The organism is Kitasatospora sp. NPDC088264, from assembly GCF_040685715.1.
Taxonomy (GTDB): Bacteria; Actinomycetota; Actinomycetes; order Streptomycetales; family Streptomycetaceae; genus Kitasatospora.
Genome location: NZ_JBFBIR010000004.1, coordinates 208,952 through 225,280, shown reverse-complemented (window position 1 = coordinate 225,280; position 16,329 = coordinate 208,952). Strand labels below are relative to the sequence as shown.

The 16,329-nt window shown below is 73.7% G+C and carries 11 protein-coding genes; 5 read left to right on the top strand and 6 right to left on the bottom strand.

Annotated elements, in window-relative coordinates:
• Positions 1–2: 2 nt before the first annotated feature.
• The 3 genes from AB0O82_RS05950 to AB0O82_RS05940 all read right to left on the bottom strand — a co-directional run bounded on the left by AB0O82_RS05950 (position 3) and on the right by AB0O82_RS05940 (position 3,719).
• On the bottom strand, positions 3–1,526 hold the full coding sequence (locus AB0O82_RS05950) for a sugar transferase (protein WP_363580611.1): 1,524 nt from the start codon (positions 1,524–1,526) through the stop codon (positions 3–5).
• 378 nt (positions 1,527–1,904) lie between these two features.
• A complete protein-coding gene (locus tag AB0O82_RS05945; RefSeq protein ID WP_363580609.1) occupies positions 1,905–3,059 on the bottom strand; it encodes a glycosyltransferase in 1,155 nt (384 codons plus the stop codon).
• A 219-nt stretch (positions 3,060–3,278) separates the two neighbouring features.
• Entirely contained in the window at positions 3,279–3,719 is a 441-nt protein-coding gene (locus AB0O82_RS05940) for an SRPBCC family protein (RefSeq protein ID WP_363580607.1), read from the bottom strand.
• Positions 3,720–3,841: 122 nt separating this feature from the next.
• Here AB0O82_RS05940 and AB0O82_RS05935 point away from each other — a divergent pair, with 122 nt between their 5' ends.
• Positions 3,842–4,735 carry a HipA family kinase gene (locus AB0O82_RS05935; RefSeq protein ID WP_363580605.1) on the top strand — a complete coding sequence of 298 codons (894 nt, stop codon included), beginning with the start codon at positions 3,842–3,844 and terminating at the stop codon, positions 4,733–4,735.
• 121 nt (positions 4,736–4,856) lie between these two features.
• On the opposite strand, the gene AB0O82_RS05930 is transcribed toward AB0O82_RS05935, so the two are convergent.
• The 3 genes from AB0O82_RS05930 to AB0O82_RS05920 all read right to left on the bottom strand — a co-directional run bounded on the left by AB0O82_RS05930 (position 4,857) and on the right by AB0O82_RS05920 (position 9,147).
• Positions 4,857–6,344, bottom strand: coding sequence for a S8 family serine peptidase (locus AB0O82_RS05930; RefSeq protein WP_363580603.1), 1,488 nt, complete (start codon positions 6,342–6,344; stop codon positions 4,857–4,859).
• A gap of 208 nt (positions 6,345–6,552) precedes the next feature.
• Positions 6,553–7,689 carry an amidohydrolase family protein gene (locus AB0O82_RS05925; protein WP_363580601.1) on the bottom strand — a complete coding sequence of 379 codons (1,137 nt, stop codon included), beginning with the start codon at positions 7,687–7,689 and terminating at the stop codon, positions 6,553–6,555.
• Between the two features lie 3 nt (positions 7,690–7,692).
• Positions 7,693–9,147 carry a glutamine synthetase family protein gene (locus tag AB0O82_RS05920; RefSeq protein WP_363580599.1) on the bottom strand — a complete coding sequence of 485 codons (1,455 nt, stop codon included), beginning with the start codon at positions 9,145–9,147 and terminating at the stop codon, positions 7,693–7,695.
• Positions 9,148–9,677: 530 nt separating this feature from the next.
• On the opposite strand from AB0O82_RS05920, the gene AB0O82_RS05915 reads away from it, so the two are divergent.
• The 4 genes from AB0O82_RS05915 to AB0O82_RS05900 all read left to right on the top strand — a co-directional run bounded on the left by AB0O82_RS05915 (position 9,678) and on the right by AB0O82_RS05900 (position 16,310).
• Positions 9,678–11,453, top strand: coding sequence for a 3-hydroxybutyryl-CoA dehydrogenase (locus AB0O82_RS05915; RefSeq protein WP_363580597.1), 1,776 nt, complete (start codon positions 9,678–9,680; stop codon positions 11,451–11,453).
• Positions 11,454–11,647: 194 nt separating this feature from the next.
• The gene (locus AB0O82_RS05910; protein ID WP_363580595.1) at positions 11,648–12,568 is read left to right on the top strand and encodes a TetR family transcriptional regulator; all 921 of its coding nucleotides are present in this window, start codon (positions 11,648–11,650) and stop codon (positions 12,566–12,568) included.
• A 366-nt stretch (positions 12,569–12,934) separates the two neighbouring features.
• On the top strand, positions 12,935–14,272 hold the full coding sequence (gene ccrA, locus AB0O82_RS05905) for a crotonyl-CoA carboxylase/reductase (RefSeq protein ID WP_363580593.1): 1,338 nt from the start codon (positions 12,935–12,937) through the stop codon (positions 14,270–14,272).
• Between the two features lie 10 nt (positions 14,273–14,282).
• A complete protein-coding gene (locus AB0O82_RS05900; protein WP_363580591.1) occupies positions 14,283–16,310 on the top strand; it encodes a protein meaA in 2,028 nt (675 codons plus the stop codon).
• The last annotated feature ends 19 nt before the right edge of the window (positions 16,311–16,329 follow it).

Sequence of the window (16,329 nt, the reverse complement as noted above, 5' to 3'; positions counted from 1 at the left end):
GGTCAGCTCCCGTCCGGGTGGAGCATCAGGACCGCGGTGCGGCACAGGATCTTGACGTCCTGCCAGAGGCTCCAGCTCTCGATGTAGCGGTTGTCGAACCGGGCCCGGTCCTCGATCGAGGTGTCCCCGCGCAGGCCGTTGACCTGGGCGAGGCCGGTCAGGCCGACCGGGACGCGGTGGCGGTCGGCGTACTCGGGGTAGGCCTGGCCGAACCGCATGACGAAGTAGGGGCGTTCCGGGCGCGGGCCGACCAGGCTCATGTCTCCGCACAGCACGTTCCACAGCTGCGGCAGCTCGTCCAGCGAGCTGCGGCGCAGCAGTCGGCCGACGGCGCCCATCCGGTGGTCCTGGGAGATGTTCCAGCGGGTCGCCGACTCGTGTTCGTTGCTCGGGCGCAGGGTGCGGAACTTGAGGACGGTGAAGACCTTGCCGTCGAGCCCGGTGCGCTGCTGGCGGAAGAGCACGCCGGGGCCGGTGTCGAAGCGGACGGCCAGCGCGCAGAGCACCAGGACGGGGGCGAGCAGCAGCAGGCCGAGCCCGGCGGCGGTGACGTCCAGGGCGCGCTTGGCGGCCCAGCCGGGGCGGCGCATCGCCGGGCTGCCGACCCGCAGGCAGGGGAAGCCCCACAGGTGGTCGGCTCCGGCCAGCGGGCCGGCGGGCAGCGAGCCGTGCTCGCGCAGCGCGGGCACCAGCCAGACCTGGCAGCCGAGCCGGGCGGCGTCGCGCAGGGCGGCGGCGGTCTCGGCCTCGTCGGCGGCGCCGGCGGTGGCGACCACGTGGTGGATCCGGTGCCGGCGGACCTCGCGCTCCAGTACCTCGCGGCCGCCGAGGACGGGCAGGTCGGTGTCGCCGGCGAGCAGCGGCGGGTCGGCGTCGAGGAAGCCGACCGGGCGCATCCCGTACTCGCCGCGCTCGCTGAGGGCGGCGGCGACCCGGCGACCGAGCCGGCCGGCGCCGAGCACCAGGACGGGGTTGGGGCGGCTGCGGCGGATCCGCCGGACCAGGTGGTAGAGCACGGCGCGGCCGACGGCGGCGATCAGCAGTTGGACGCCGAGCAGGACGGTGAGCCGGGCCGGGGTGGCCGGGCCGCAGTCGGGCCAGCGGCCGTCCAGGCAACCGGCCAGGGTGACGGCGAAGGCGGTGGCGACGACGGCCCGGACGGCCAGCGCGGGCAGTTCGTCCAGGACGGAGAGGGTGAGCCGGGTGCGGTAGAGGCCGCCGACCAGGTTGAGCACGAGCAGCAGGGGCAGGACGGCGGCGGCACCGAGCAGCGGCGCGAGCGGGACGGCCGGGTCGACGGCCCGGTTGGCGAGGCCGGTGGCGGTGCACAGCGCGATCGCGTCGACCTGGACCAGCGCGAGCGGCAGGGCGAGCCGGGATCGGACCGCCCCGCGGTGCCGGCGGGGCGGCGGCACCGTCCGGGTCTGGGCGGATCGGGCCGGGCGGTCGAGCAGCCCGGTGCCGGGCCGCCGCGGGCCGGACAGGGACCGACCGGATCGCGGCACGCTGTCGTGGTCAATAGTCATCAGCGCACGAACTCCCCTGCTGTGTGCCCGGGGTGACGGCGCCCCGGCACCGGATGGCGCGGAGCGGCCGTCCCGGCCCGGTGGGCGCGGTCCTGACAGCACCTGCTACCGCTGGCGGCTTTCGGTCCTCTCGCACCGGGCCCGGCCGCGCGGGGCGCGACCATGAAGGGCTCAGTCGCGAATTCCCGGCGTGAAATCGAAACGAAGCAGGCGAAATCCGACAATACATAACCTGGCTGCGTAGGCTGGAAGTTGACTTGCCGTTTCATTCCAGCCGCCCATTAATAGGTATTTCGGATTTGACGCCTCGTCCCTATCCGGTTGAGGGTGCGAATACGACGGCGCCGGATCGGCGGGCATTCACGGCATGTGAAACGATCAGATCCGCTCTGGGACACGGGCCCGGCGCCGCCCGGCCGCCGGACCGGCACCCAGCAGATGGCGGTACAGCGCGTCCACCTGTTCGACCACCGTGCGGACGTCGTGCCGGGCGACCACGTGATCGCGCAGCCTCGCCCCGCGTCGCTCACACTCGATCGAATCGGACAGTGCTTCCGCCATTCGGGTGGCGAGCGCGGTCACGTCCTCGGGCGGCACCACCGCCCGCCCCCGCTCGGCCTGGGGCAGGCACTCCCGGGCGCCCGGCACGTCGGTCAGCAGCACCGGACGGGCCACCGCCATCGCCTCCAGCGGGGCCAGCGCCATGCCCTCCCAGCGCGAGGGCAGCACCACCAGGTCGGCCGCCGCCAGCCACGGCCTCGGGTCCGGCACGTCCCCGACCAGCCGGACCCGGGACGGCTCGGCCGACTCCCGGACCAGGTCCGCCAGCCGGTTCTCCTCGGGGCCGCCGCCGACCAGCGCCAGCCGGGCCTGCGGCACCGCCCGCAGCACCTCCGGCCAGGCCGCCAGCAGCACGTCCTGGCCCTTCTGGCGGCACAGCCGGCCGACGCAGACCGCGAGCGGAGCGTCCAGGTCCAGGCCCAGCGCGATCCGGGCCGCCCGGCGGTCGGCGGGTGCGTAGTGGCGCACGTCCACGCCGTTGGGCACCACCGCCCAGTCCGCGCTCACCCCGGCGGCGACGCCGTCGGCCCGCTCCTGGACGCTGACGCAGAGCAGGCGGTGCGCCCAGCGGCCGGCGAAGCGCTCCCAGTGCAGGGTGGCGGTGGCCATCGGGCCCTCGACGGCGGCGAAGGACCAGGCGTGCGGCTGGAAGACGGTCGGCACCGCGCCGCGCACCGCCAGTCGGCCTGCCAGCCCGGCCTTGGCGCTGTGCAGGTGGACCACGTCGGGCGCGGCCGCCCGGACGATCCGGCGCAGCCGCCACGCCTCGGCGGCGGTGCCCGGGCCCGGCGAGCGCCCGGCGGGCCAGTCATGGACCAGCGCGCCCACGGCGGCGGCCTCCTCGGCCAGCCGGCCGCCGCCCGGGCAGGCGACCAGCACCCGGTGACCGGCCTCGCGCTGCCCCCGGACCAGATCGGCGACGACGCGGGCGACTCCGCCGTCCACGGGCTGTGAAATGTGAAGGATCGTCATATGCACGGCGGCGAGCCTAGGGTGGCTCCCCCGCGCCGGGCGGCCCTCGTCACCCGGAGGTGGCGGGCCGTCCACCCGTACGGCTTTCCGCTCGTACGGGTGGGCGGGCCGCTCGAATTCCCGGGCGAATTGCCGCGGGAAAGGCGAACTCGACGAACTCGGCGAGCTCAGTGAGCTCGGCGGACTCAGTGAGCTCGCGGACTCAGTGAGCTCGCGGACTCAGCGGACCTCGGCGGCCAGGTTGGCCAGCACCTGGTCGTGGATCCGGTTCAGGCCCTTCGGCGCGAAGGTGCGCTCGAAGAAGCCGCCGATGCCGCTCGCGCCCTGCCAGGTGGCCGAGACGACGACCTTCGACCGGCCCTCACCGGCCGCCGAGACGGTCCAGGTGATCACCATGCTGGAGTTGGCGTCCTTCTCCACCAGCTGGTCGGGCGAGGGCGCCGAGACGGTGAACAGGCAGTCCCGCACGCGCTTCTCGGTGGCCTGGAGCTTCCAGTGCACCTGGGTGCCGGCGCCGGTGCCGCCGACCCGGACCTCGTACTCGCTGTACTGCGGGGGCAGCAGCTTCGGACGGGTCACCCGGTAGTCGGCCAGCGCCTCGTACACCCGCTCGGGGGCGGCGTCGTAGTCCCGCTCGGTGGTGGCCTGCACCTGTCCCATGGCCTTGCTCTCCTCGTCCGGTGGTCTTCCGATTCTCACCGGCAAGCCAATCACAGCGCCGGGGGCGGAGGCCGACCGGACGGGCCGCTGCGGTGGCGGGGCGGCGGGATAGGGTGGCCGGTGTGCTCGATCTGGTGACAGCAGTGCGCTACGTCGACCCGCTGCGGTCCGGCGGCTCCGTCCCCGGTGTGGTGGAGACCGACGACCTGGGAACCTACGTGGTCAAGTTCACCGGCGCCGCGCAGGGCCGCAAGGCGCTGGTCGCGGAGGTGATCGTCGGCGAGCTGGCCCGGCGGCTCGGCCTGCGCGTCCCCGAGCTGCGGCTGGTGGACTTCGATCCGGCCGTCGCCGCGGACGAGCCCGACACCGAGATCCAGGACATGCTCAAGGCCAGCGGCGGCCTCAACCTCGGGATGGACCTGCTGCCCGGCGCGCGGGACTACCGGCCGGGCATGATCCCGGTGGACTCCGCCGAGGCCGGGCGGGTGGTCTGGCTGGACGCCCTCACCGGCAACGTCGACCGCACCGTCCACAACCCCAACCTGGTGGTCTGGCACGGACGGCTCTGGCTGATCGACAACGGCGCCGCGCTGATCTTCCACCACCGCTGGACCACCGCCGAGGCGGCGGTCGGCAGGCGCTACGACCTCAGCGCGCACGCGCTGGGCGGCTCGGCCCCGGACGTCCGGCTGGCCGACGAGGAGCTCGGCCCGCTGGTCACCGTCGGCCTGCTGGAGGAAGTGCTGGCGCTCGTCCCGGACGAGTGGCTGGCCGACGAGCCCGGCTTCGACTCGGCGGCCGCCGTCCGGCACGCCTACGTGTCCCACCTGGCCGCCCGGGTGGTGCTCTCCGCGCAGTGGCTCCCGGAGGGCTTCGCCACCCCCGAGCAGCTGCGCGAGGCCGAACGCCGCCGGGAGGCCCGGACCCGGGCCGGCCGGCCCGCCTGGCTCCAGGAAGTCCCGGACCTGCACGGCAAGCCGTCGGTGGAGACCGGCTGGGACCAGCACGTCGAGTGAGCGGGCCGGGGCTCGCCCGGAGAGGTCGGCCGGGCGGGGCCCGGGCAGGAAACGACCGGGGAGCGGACCCGGATGGGCCCGCTCCCCGGCTCAGTGTTCAGGTGTCGCCGTGGTCAGCGCGTCAGCGCCACCACTGGACCGCCTTCTCGGCGTTGATGATGCCCGCGCCGTAGAAGCCGTTGTCGTCCGCGCCGCCCTCGCAGGTGGCCTTGTACGCGCCGGTGCCGCCCGGGTTGTACTCGCCGGTCGGGCAGGGGTGCGACTCCGCCTGGTTGGTGAGCAGCTCGGTCAGCTCGTCCGGGTTGGCCCACGGGAAGGTGCTGGCGAGCAGCGCGACCACGCCGACGACGTGCGGGGTGGCCATCGAGGTGCCCTGCATGTAGCCGTACTTGTTGCCCGGGATGGTGGAGAGGATCCGGCCGTTCTTGTCCGGGGTGTCCGGGATCTGGTAGCGGGCGTCGCCACCCGGCGCGGCGACGGTCACGACGCCCTTGCCGTAGCTGGAGTAGTACGCCTTGTCGCCCTTGACGCCCACCGAGGAGACGGCGATGACGCCGGGCAGCTCGGTCGGCAGCGACAGGCAGTCGTTGGTGACCGGGCGGGTCACCTTGGTGGTGTCGTCCGGGCTGGCGACGTCAACGGTCTTGTGCGCCAGGTCGATGTTCTCGTTGCCCGCCGCGGCGACGTTTAGGACGCCCTTGCGCTGCGAGAACGAGACCGCCTTGCGGACGGCGGCGCTGATCGCGGCCTGGTCCTTGTCGTTCGGGCAGTTGAACATCCACGGGTCGACGTAGTAGCTGTTGTTGGTCACCTTGAACTGGTGCTCACCGGCCCACACGAAGCCGCAGATCGCGTACTCCGGGTAGATGAACCCGCCGTCGTCGACGACCTTGACCGCGGCCAGCTTCACGTTCGGGGCGATGCCGACGACGCCCTTGCCGTTCTTGGCGGCGCCGATCGTGCCGGCCACGTGGGTGCCGTGGTCGCTGGTGGTGGGCTGCCAGGACTTCCAGTCGGTGTTCGGCTTGCCGCCGTCGATGCAGGAGACCGACTGCGAGGCGTCCACGTTGGCGGCCAGGTCCTCGTGCGTCGCGTCGATGCCGGAGTCCAGCACACCGACGGTGACGTTGCGGTTGCCGAGCGAGAGCTTGTGCGCCTTGTCGACACCGATCTGACGCATGTCCCACTGGTTGGCCTCGTACGGCTCCTGACCGGCGGCGGGCGCGCCGGCGGGCTCGGCGGCGACCTCGGCCTTGGCCTGGTCGGCGGCGGTGATGCCCTTGGTGCGGCTGGCGCCGACGGAGTCGACGCCCTTGGCCTGACGCAGCTTCTGCGCGAACGCGGTGTCGTCCGAGCGGGCGATGACGACGCCGATCTGCTCGTACGAGTACACCACCGAGCCGCCGAGGGCGGTGATCGCCTTCTCGACCTTCTGCACCTGGCCGTGGTTGGCCTTGGTGTTGACGACGTAGCTGAGCAGCGGACCGGTCGTCGAGCCCGCCGAGGGGGCCGCGACGGCGGTGCCGGCCGGGAGCGCGAGGGCGCCGGCGGTGGCGAGCACGAGGCCCACCGCCGCGAACCGGGTCCGGCTGATCCGAGGAACTCTCATAGGGGTTGGCCCTCCCGAGTCGTCATGCGGCAGCTGCGGTGTGGCAGGTGCGCCTGGAATGATCGGGACGCTAATGAATATTCGCTGATAAGCGCAAGAGGTAGTCATCTAATCGTCACATGTTGGCCAACATCGGAACCGAGGAGTCCGGAGGCCCAACACGTCAACAGAGTTGAAGAGTGTTAAAAAGTGACGGTTCGCCGACGTGCTACGGTGCGCCGGGCAGTGAGTACAGCGCGCGGGCGTTGTCCGCGGCGACCAGCCGGGCCAGCCGCCGCGCGTCCGCCGCCGAACAGGCGCCACCCGCCTGCCAGTCGGCCAGCACCGCCCCCAGTCCGTACCGGAACTGGGCGGCGCCCACCAGGTACAACTCGGGCAGCCCGTACGCGTCGGTGGAGAACAACAGCTTGCCGAACGGCGCCAGTTCCAGCATCTCGCCCAGCACCGCCGCCACCCGCGGGCCGGTGTAGGAGGCGGTCAGCCCGAGGTCGGTGTACACCGTCGGGAAGGCCTGGGCCAGCCACCCGGCCTGGCGGTGGTACGGGTAGCAGTGCAGCAGCACCAGCGGGACGCCGCTCGGCTCGGCCGCGCGCACGAAACCGGTCAGCAGCGACGGATCGGCCCGGTGCAGGGTGAGGTCGGGATCGCCGAAGCCGGTGTGGAGTTGGAGCGGCAGGCCCAGCCCGGCGCAGACGTCCACGGCCGTCCAGAGCAGGTGGTGCAGCAGCACCGGGTCGGCCAACCGGCCCCGCCCGCCGCGCAGCCAGGCGCCGGCCGCGGCCACCACGGCCGCCCGCGCGGGCCGTTCGGCGGGGGCGGCCAGGCCGTGCCGGTAGGCGAGCACCGACTTGACCGCGACCGCACCCGCGGCCGCCGCCGCCAGCGCCTCCCCGGCGGCCTGCGGCCAGGACTCGGCCGGGCCCGCCACCGCCTCGGCCACCGACTCCAGCCGGACCACCTCGTGCACCACCGCCCCGGCAGCCGCGGCCAGTTCGCCGAGCGGCAGCAGCGGAAGGCCCGCGGCGGTGGTCAGCCCGGTGTCCACCAGGCAGGTGTCCAGCCCGGCGGCGGCCAGCAGGCGGCGGGTGGCCTCGGCGCCGCCCAGCTCGCGCCGCCGGGCCAGGTAGTCGGCGGCCGGGGCGTGCGCGGGCAGGCCGAGGGCGGGCGGGCACCAGCGCCGGACGGCCAGGCCGAGCGCGCTGTCGAAGGGCGAACAGCCGGGCGCGGGCGGTCGGTCGGACTCGGTGAGCAGCCCGGCCAGGGCGTCGTCGGCGAGGTCGGCCGCCACCACGCTGTGGCAGTGGTGGTCGACCAGCGCGGGCACCGCCAGGGCCCCGGCGGGCACCGGTCAGTACCGCCAGCGGGTGGCGGCGACCAGCTGCTCGGGGGTGGCGACGGCGTACTGCTCGCCCTCGGCCCGGCGCACCGCCAGCACCGCCTCGTACAGCGGCCCGCCGAGCGCCTCGCGCAGCACCGCCGATCGCTCGAACGCGGCCAGCGCCTCCGCCGGGCCGGTCGGCAGCCGGGGCACCGAGCCGGGCTCGGCGGCGGCCGGGTCCCCGGTGAACTCCGGTGGCAGCGAGAGGTGTCGGTCGAGACCGACGAGACCGGCGGCGAGCACCGCGCCGACCGCCAGGTACGGATTGGCGCTGGCGTCGAAGCACTTGACCTCGGCGTTGGCGGCGGCGGCCCGCTCCCCCGTGGAGCCCGTCACCAGGCGCAGCGCGGCCTCGCGGTTCTCCAGGCCCCAGCACTGGTAGGCGCCGGCCCAGTGCGAGGGCACCAGCCGCAGGTAACCGGCCGGGCTGGAGCAGCCCAGCACCAGGAGTTCGGGCAGCGCGCCGAGCACCCCGGCGAGGAAGCCCTCGGCCTCGGCGGTCAGGCCGTGCGGGCCGGGGCCGCCGTGGCCGAGGTTGTGGCCGTCCCGCCAGAGGCTCAGGTGCAGGTGCCCGCCGTTGCCGACCGCGCCGGGCTCGACCACGGGGGCGAAGGAGACCCGCAGGCCGTGCCGGGCGGAGACGGCCCGCACGGTGTGCCGGACCAGGACGGAGGTGTCGGCGGCGCCGACCGGGCCCTCGGGGGCCACCGAGACCTCGAACTGGCCCGGGGCGTACTCGGGGTGGATCTGCAGGACGGTCAGCCCCTGCTCGCCGAGGGCGCGCAGGACGTCCCGCAGGTAGTCGGTGAGGTCGGTGAGCCGGTGCATCCCGTACGCGGGGCCGTGTGTCGGGTACTGCGGCTCGTCCTGCGGGCCGCCGGCGAGGGCGACCACCCACTCGACCTCGATGCCGGCCCGCAGGGTCAGCCCGCGCTCGGCGGCGGCGGCCTCCATCCGGCGGGCGAACAGCCGCTGGCAGCCGGGGTGCGGGGTGCCGGCCTGGGTGTGCCGGTCCCCCGGGGCCCAGGCCCAGCCGGGCTGGGCGGCCAGCGGGACGACCCGGTCGAGGTCGGGGTAGAGCCGCAGGTCCCCGGTGGGGCCGCCGGTGCTCGGGCTGGTGGTGATGCCGTCGTCGGCGAGGAAGACGTCGAAGCAGGGTGCGGCGCCGACGCCCCACTGCGCGGCGTGCACCAGGGCGCCCAGCGGGACGGCCTTGACCCGGGTGATGCCCGCGTTGTCCACCCAGGTGACGGCCACCGCGTCGACGGCGGCGGTGCGCAGCCGGTCGACGGCGGCCTCGGCCTGTTCGACGCGCGCGGCGCACGGGGGCAGCGTGACGGCGGCGAGGTGCCCACCGAGGCCTCCGGCCGGGCCGGTGGAGCCGGTGGCGGACGCGGCGGGGCCGGCGGCGGTTCCGAGGGTCATGCCCCCATGTTGCCCCGCCCGTCGCGGCCGGGTAACTCCCCTATCGAGTGGTCCCCGTGGACGCCTGTCCGCCCGTTCACCCGTTCGGGCCGCCGCCAGGCCCCACCCCGCCGTCCCGATGCCTTTTGTGACGCCCGCACCCCTTCCTACTCGCGGGTAGCTTCGCTACAGTGGCCGGACGCACCACCGCCGGGCTACGGGAGCCGCACCGGCGGGGGCCTGCGGTCGCCGTGTCCACGGCGGGCGCGCGGTGCGTCATTCACCGGCCGGCGCCGCGAACCGCGGCGGGCCGGGTCTCCTTCCTCGTATCAGAGCCGCTTCCTTTCACCCTTGAGCGCCTGAGCACCACGGCACACCCCTCAGTTCGGCCGGAGCGGACCGGCCGCCGCGGCGGTGTGCCGGAACCCGTCATCTCCCCAGCCCCGCGCGCGGACCCTCCCCCGGCGGCGGCCGCCCCCGCCGCACGCGCGGGCGCGGCGGCCCGGCCGCCGGGGCGTGCGCGGGCCCTTCAGGACTAGGAGTCAGGACAGATGGAGCGTCCCTTTTCCACGGTCGCCGTCGTCGGCCTCGGCACGATGGGTGCCGGTGTCGCGGTGGCCGTCGCCAGGAGCGGCCGCCGGGTGATCGGCATCGAGGCCACCGAGGACTCGGCCGCCCGGGCACTGGCCCGGATCGAGGAGGCGACCGCGCACGCGGTCGACCGGGAGCGGATCACCGCCGGGGAGCGCACCGCGCTGCTGGCGCTGATCTCGGTCGGCCACGAGCTGTCGGCCGCCGCCGGGGCCGAGCTGGTGATCGAGGAGGTGCCCGAGCAGCTGGAGCTGAAGCGGGAGCTCTTCGCCGAACTGGACCGGATCTGCCCGGCGGAGACGGTGCTGGCCACCGGCACCACCGCGCTCTCGGTGACCCGGATCGCCGCCGCGACCGCCCGCCCGGAGCGGGTGCTGGGCCTGCACTTCTTCAACCCGGTGCACAGCATGAAGCTGGTCGAGGTGGTCCGCACGGTGCTGACCTCCCCGCAGGTCGCCGAGGACGCCGCCGCGTTCGCCCGGGACCTCGGCAAGGAGCCGGTGGCGGCCGGCGACCGGGCCGGCTTCGTCGTCAACGGCCTGCTGTTCGCGTACCTGAACCAGGCCGCCGCGATGTACGAGTCCAAGTACGCCTCCAGGGAGGACATCGACGCCGCGATGCGGCTCGGCTGCGGCCTGCCGATGGGCCCGCTGGCGCTGCTCGACCTGATCGGCGTGGACACCGCGCGGACCGTCCTGGAGGCGATGTACGAGCAGTCCCGGGACCGCCTGCACGCGCCCGCCCCGATCCTCGGCCAGCTGGTCGCGGCCGGGCTGCTGGGCCGCAAGTCCGGCCGCGGCTTCTACACCTACGAGGCGCCCGGCTCGTCCAGGGCCGTCGACGCGGCGGCCGGCCCGGCGCGGGCCGCGGTGGCGGGCCGGGAGGTCCGCGCGGTCGGCGTCTGCGGCTCGGGCACCATGGCGACCGGCATCGCCGAGGTCTTCGCCAAGGCCGGCCGCCCGGTGCTGCTGGCCGCCCGCAGCCAGGAGAAGGCCGACCGGGCCAAGGCGCAGCTGGCGAAGTCGCTGGCGCGCGCGGTCGACCGGGGCCGGCTGAGCGCGCAGGCGCGGGACGCCGCGCTGGCGCTGGTCACCCCGGTCGGCCAGTACGCCGAGCTGGCCGAGGTGGACCTGGTGATCGAGGCGGTGGCCGAGGACCTGGCGGTCAAGCGCGAGCTGTTCGCCACCCTGGACAAGATCGTCAGGCCGGGAGCGGTGCTCGCCACCACCACCTCCTCGCTGCCGGTGATCAGCTGCGCGACGGCCACCTCGCGGCCGCAGGACGTGATCGGCATGCACTTCTTCAACCCGGCGCCGGCCATGAAGCTGGTCGAGGTGGTCTCCACCGTGCTGACCGCGCCGGACGTCACCGCGACCGTGCTGGAGCTGACCGCCGAGGTCCGCAAGCACCCGGTGGAGTGCGGCGACCGGGCCGGCTTCATCGTCAACGCGCTGCTCTTCCCCTACCTGAACGACGCGGTGCGGATGCTCCAGGAGCACTACGCGACGGTGGACGACATCGACACCGCGATGAAGCTGGGCTGCGGCTACCCGATGGGCCCGTTCGAGCTGTTGGACGTGGTCGGCCTGGACGTCTCGCTGACCATCGAGCAGGTGCTGCACCAGGAGTTCCGCGAACCGGGCCTGGCCGCCGCGCCGCTGCTGGAGCACCTGGTCGCCGCCGGCTGCCTGGGCCGCAAGACCGGCCGCGGCTTCCGCGACCACGCGCGCCGGTGACCACGCCGGCTGCCGGGGGCGCCGCCGCGCGCGAGGCGGCGCCGCCCGGGACCGGGTCCGGCCCGGCCAGACCGGGCTGGAGCCCGGGGACGGTGTCCGCGCGCTGGCCCAGACCGGCCGTCACCGGCCCGGTCGCACCGGTCCGTCGGGGAAGGGCCGCGGCCGAACCGCCGGGGCCGTGTAGCGTTCCGGACATGGATCGGGTTCAGTCAGCCACCCCGCAGCACTCCGCCGGACCGCGCGGCGCCGACCGGACGGGCTCCTCGACCGGGGGCACCGGGCCGGAAGGGGGGCCGGGCAGCCGCCGGGCGGCGGCGCAGCGCCAGCAGATGCGTCAGGACCTGGCCACGGCCGCGATGGAGCTGTTCTCCTCGCAGGGCTACGAGGAGACCACGGTCGACCAGATCGCGGCCGCCGCCGGGGTGGCCCGGCGGACCTTCTTCCGGTACTTCCGGTCGAAGGAGGAGGCGATCTTCCCGGACCACGACGACACCCTCGTCCGGGTGGCCGACCTGCTGGCCAGCGCCGAGCCGGAGGAGCACCCGCTGGACGTGGTCTGCCGCGGCATCAAGGAGGTGCTGCGGATGTACGCCTCGACGCCGGGGGTGTCGGTCGCGCGGTACCAGCTGATCCGTCAGGTCCCGGCGCTGCGCGAGCGGGAGATCGCCGTGGTGGCCCGGTACGAGCGGCTGTTCACCCGGTACCTGCTGGGCCGCTTCGACACCGGGGAGTCCATCCCGTCGGGCTGGCAGCGCGGCGGCGAGGACGACTCGATGCTGGCCGAGGTGTCGGCGGCGGCGGTCGTCGCGGCGCACAACCACGTGCTGCGGCGCTGGCTGCGGGCCGGCGGGCGCGGGGACGTGGAGGCGCAGCTGGACCACTCCTTCGAGGTGATCCGGCGGACCTTCTGGGCCTCCAGCACGCCGGGTGCCAGACGCCGCGGCTCCCTGGTGGCACCGGGTGCCAATGGGGCTCCCGGTGACGTGCTGGCCGAGAGCGCACTGAGTGCCAGTCCTGGAGGTGAGGTACTCATCACAGTCGCCCGGACGGACGCTCCGCTGGACGTGGTGGTGGACAGCATCCGGGCCGCACTGAGTGGCGCCAGGGAGTCCTGAGCCCATCATCTAGCCAGGTCAGAGCGATATCGAGGGCCCGCGTCGAGCAGTCGACGCGGGCCCTTTCGATATCCGCCGCAGCGCGTTCAGGGGCCGCTCCAGCGCGCCGGAATTCGTGACACCCGGTGTCTTTACGAGTGGCACAGGGTGCCACTACCTTGTTACTCACCAGTCGCGGCGCCGCGGCTCCCCACCTCGGCGCGCCGTCGTCCGGCGTTCCCACACCCCGGGAGCAGTGCGCGTTCGGCCCGGTCCACCCGGGCGCCCAGCCCGACCACCCACCACCCACCTCAGCGAAGCCGGTGTCCGCTCCCGGCTACCCCAGACGCCCTGTGCCCTCACACAGGTACGCCTTCGGAGGCAGCCATGCAGGAAATCCTCGACGCGATCCTCAGCAACGACGCCACGTCGGAGGACTTCGCCGCCGTCAAGCTTCCCGAGTCCTACCGAGCGGTGACGCTCCACAAGGACGAGGAGCAGCTGTTCGCGGGCCTCGACAGCCGCGACAAGGACCCCCGCAAGTCCCTTCACCTCGACGAGGTCGCCCTGCCCGAGCTGGGCCCCGGCGAGGCGCTGGTCGCCGTCATGGCCAGCGCGGTGAACTACAACACCGTCTGGAGCTCGATCTTCGAGCCGGTCTCCACCTTCTCCTTCCTGGAGCGCTACGGCCGGCTGTCGCCGCTCACCAAGCGCCACGACCTGCCGTACCACGTCCTCGGCTCCGACCTCGCGGGCGTGGTGCTGCGCACCGGCGCCGGCGTCAACGCCTGGAAGCCCGGCGACGAGGTCGTCGCGCACTGCCTCTCCGTCGAGCTGGAGTCCCCGGACGGCCACAACGACACGATGATGGACCCCGAGCAGCGCATCTGGGGCTTCGAGACCAACTTCGGCGGGCTGGCCCAGATCGCCCTGGTGAAGACCAACCAGCTGCTGCCCAAGCCCAAGCACCTCACCTGGGAGGAGGCCGCCTCCCCCGGCCTGGTCAACTCCACCGCGTACCGCCAGCTGGTCTCGCGCAACGGCGCCGGCATGAAGCAGGGCGACAACGTGCTGATCTGGGGAGCCAGCGGCGGCCTCGGCTCGTACGCCACCCAGTACGCGCTGGCCGGCGGCGCCACCCCGATCTGTGTGGTCTCCAACGACCAGAAGGCCGCGATCTGCCGCGCCATGGGCGCCGAGGCGATCATCGACCGCTCCGCCGAGGGCTACCGGTTCTGGAAGGACGAGCACACCCAGGACCCGCGCGAGTGGAAGCGCCTGGGCGCGAAGATCCGCGAGTTCACCGGCGGCGAGGACGTCGACATCGTCTTCGAGCACCCGGGCCGGGAGACCTTCGGCGCCTCGGTGTACGTCACCCGCAAGGGCGGCACCATCGTCACCTGCGCCTCCACCTCCGGCTTCATGCACCAGTACGACAACCGCTACCTGTGGATGTCGCTCAAGCGCATCGTCGGCTCGCACTTCGCCAACTACCGCGAGGCCTTCGAGGCCAACCGCCTGATCGCCAAGGGCCGGATCCACCCGACCCTGTCCAAGGTCTACTCCCTGGAGGAGACCGGTCAGGCCGCCCTCGACGTGCACCACAACAAGCACCAGGGCAAGGTCGGCGTGCTCTGCCTGGCGCCGGAGGAGGGCCTGGGCGTGCGCGACCACGCGCTGCGCGAGCAGCACCTGCCGGCGATCAACCGCTTCCGGAACGTCTGAGGCCGATCCGATGACCGATCAGCACAAGCGCGACCGCCCCTGGCTGATGCGCACCTACGCCGGGCACTCCACCGCGAGCGACTCCAACGCGCTCTACCGGCGGAACCTGGCGAAGGGCCAGACGGGCCTCTCCGTCGCCTTCGACCTGCCGACCCAGACCGGCTACGACTCCGACCACCTCCTCGCCCGCGGCGAGGTGGGCCGGGTCGGCGTCCCGGTCGGCCACGTCGGCGACATGCGCACCCTGTTCGACGGCATCCCGCTCGAACAGACCAACACCTCCATGACGATCAACGCCACCGCGATGTGGCTGCTGGCGCTCTACCAGGTGGTCGCCGAGGAGCAGGGCGCCGACATCGCCAAGCTCACCGGCACCACCCAGAACGACATCGTCAAGGAGTACCTCTCGCGCGGGACGCACGTCTTCCCGCCCGGCCCCTCGGTGCGCCTGATCACCGACATGATCGCCTACACCGTCGGCCGCATCCCCAAGTGGAACCCGATCAACATCTGCAGCTACCACCTGCAGGAGGCCGGGGCCACGCCCGTCCAGGAGATCGCCTACGCGATGTGCACCGCCATCTCGGTGCTCGACGCCGTCCGCGACTCCGGCCAGGTGCCGGCCGAGCGGATGGGCGAGGTGGTCGCCCGGATCTCCTTCTTCGTCAACGCCGGCGTGCGCTTCGTCGAGGAGATGTGCAAGATGCGCGCCTTCGCCCAGCTGTGGGAGAAGGTCACGCTGGAGCGCTACGGCGTCCAGGACCCGAAGCAGCGCCGCTTCCGCTACGGCGTCCAGGTCAACTCGCTCGGCCTGACCGAGGCCCAGCCGGAGAACAACGTCCAGCGGATCGTCCTGGAGATGCTGGCCGTCACCCTCTCCAAGGACGCCCGCGCCCGCGCCGTCCAACTGCCCGCCTGGAACGAGGCGCTGGGCCTGCCCCGGCCCTGGGACCAGCAGTGGTCGCTGCGGATCCAGCAGGTGCTGGCCTACGAGTCGGACCTGCTGGAGTACGGCGACCTCTTCAACGGCTCCGAGGTGGTCGAGGCCAAGACCGCCCAGCTGCTGGCCGGCGCCGAGGCGGAGATCGCCAAGGTGCTGGCCATGGGCGGGGTGATTCCGGCCGTGGAGTCCGGCTACCTGAAGTCCAACCTGGTCTCCTCGCACGCCGCCCGGCGGGCCCGGATCGAGTCCGGCGAGGACAGGATCGTCGGCGTCAACTGCTTCGACACCACCGAGGAGAGCCCGCTCACGGCCGACCTCGACACCGCCATCATGGTCGTCGACCCGGCCTCCGAGCAGTCCGTGCTCGCCGCCCTGGAGGCCTGGCGCGGACAGCGCGACGAGGCCGCCGTCCAGACCGCGCTGGCCGAGCTCAAGGCCACCGCGGCCACCGACGCCAACCTGGTGCCGGCCACGCTCGCCTGCGCCCGGGCCGGCGTCACCACCGGCGAGTGGGCCTTCGCCCTGCGCGAGGTCTTCGGCGAGTACCGCGCGCCCACCGGCGTCGGCGGCGCCCCGGTCGCGGTGTCCGCCGAACCCGGCGGGGAACTGGCCGCGGTGCGCGCCGCCGTCGCCGCCACCGCCGAGGAGCTGGGCTCCGGCAAGCTGCGCCTGCTGGTCGGCAAGCCCGGCCTGGACGGGCACTCCAACGGCGCCGAGCAGATCGCCGTCCGGGCCCGCGACGCCGGGTTCGAGGTGGTCTACCAGGGCATCCGGCTGACCCCCGAGCAGATCGTCTCCGCCGCCGTCGCGGAGGACGTGCACTGCGTGGGCCTGTCGATCCTCTCCGGCGCCCACTGCGAGCTGGTGCCCGACGTCCTGCGCCGGCTGCGCCGGGCCGGGGTGCAGGATGTCCCGGTGATCGTGGGTGGCATCATCCCGGCAGCGGACGGCGAGGCCCTCAAGGCCGCCGGCGTCGCCGCCGTGTTCACCCCGAAGGACTTCGGCATCACCACCATCATCGGCCGGATCGTGGACGAGATCCGGCTCGCCAACAAGCTCCAGCCCTGGACGCCCGCACCCGCGCCCACCAGCTGACCACTGGGAAGGAACCGAC